Genomic DNA, 235 nt, shown 5'->3' with positions numbered 1-235 from the left:
ACAGAATATTGGTTTTATTGCTAAAAAATTTTTTCATGAAAGAAGGCTCCATTTTTTAAAAAGTATCTTACAATAATAGATATTTTAATAGAAAAAATACTATAACATGAATTATATAGAAATGATATTGGTAAATTTGTCTAATTAAGAAGAGGGAATAAGGTTTGACTAAATGGGGTCACTTTACATGTCCATCAAGCTAATGTTTTGAAGTATCCCAAAACGAAAATTTTAT

It is taken from the genome of Bacillus sp. JJ864 (genome assembly GCF_036963045.1).
GTDB classification, from domain to species: domain Bacteria; phylum Bacillota; class Bacilli; order Bacillales; family Bacillaceae_G; genus Bacillus_A; species Bacillus_A pseudomycoides_C.
The sequence above is the reverse complement of the archived record's forward strand: the minus strand, read 5'-3'. Positions refer to the sequence as shown.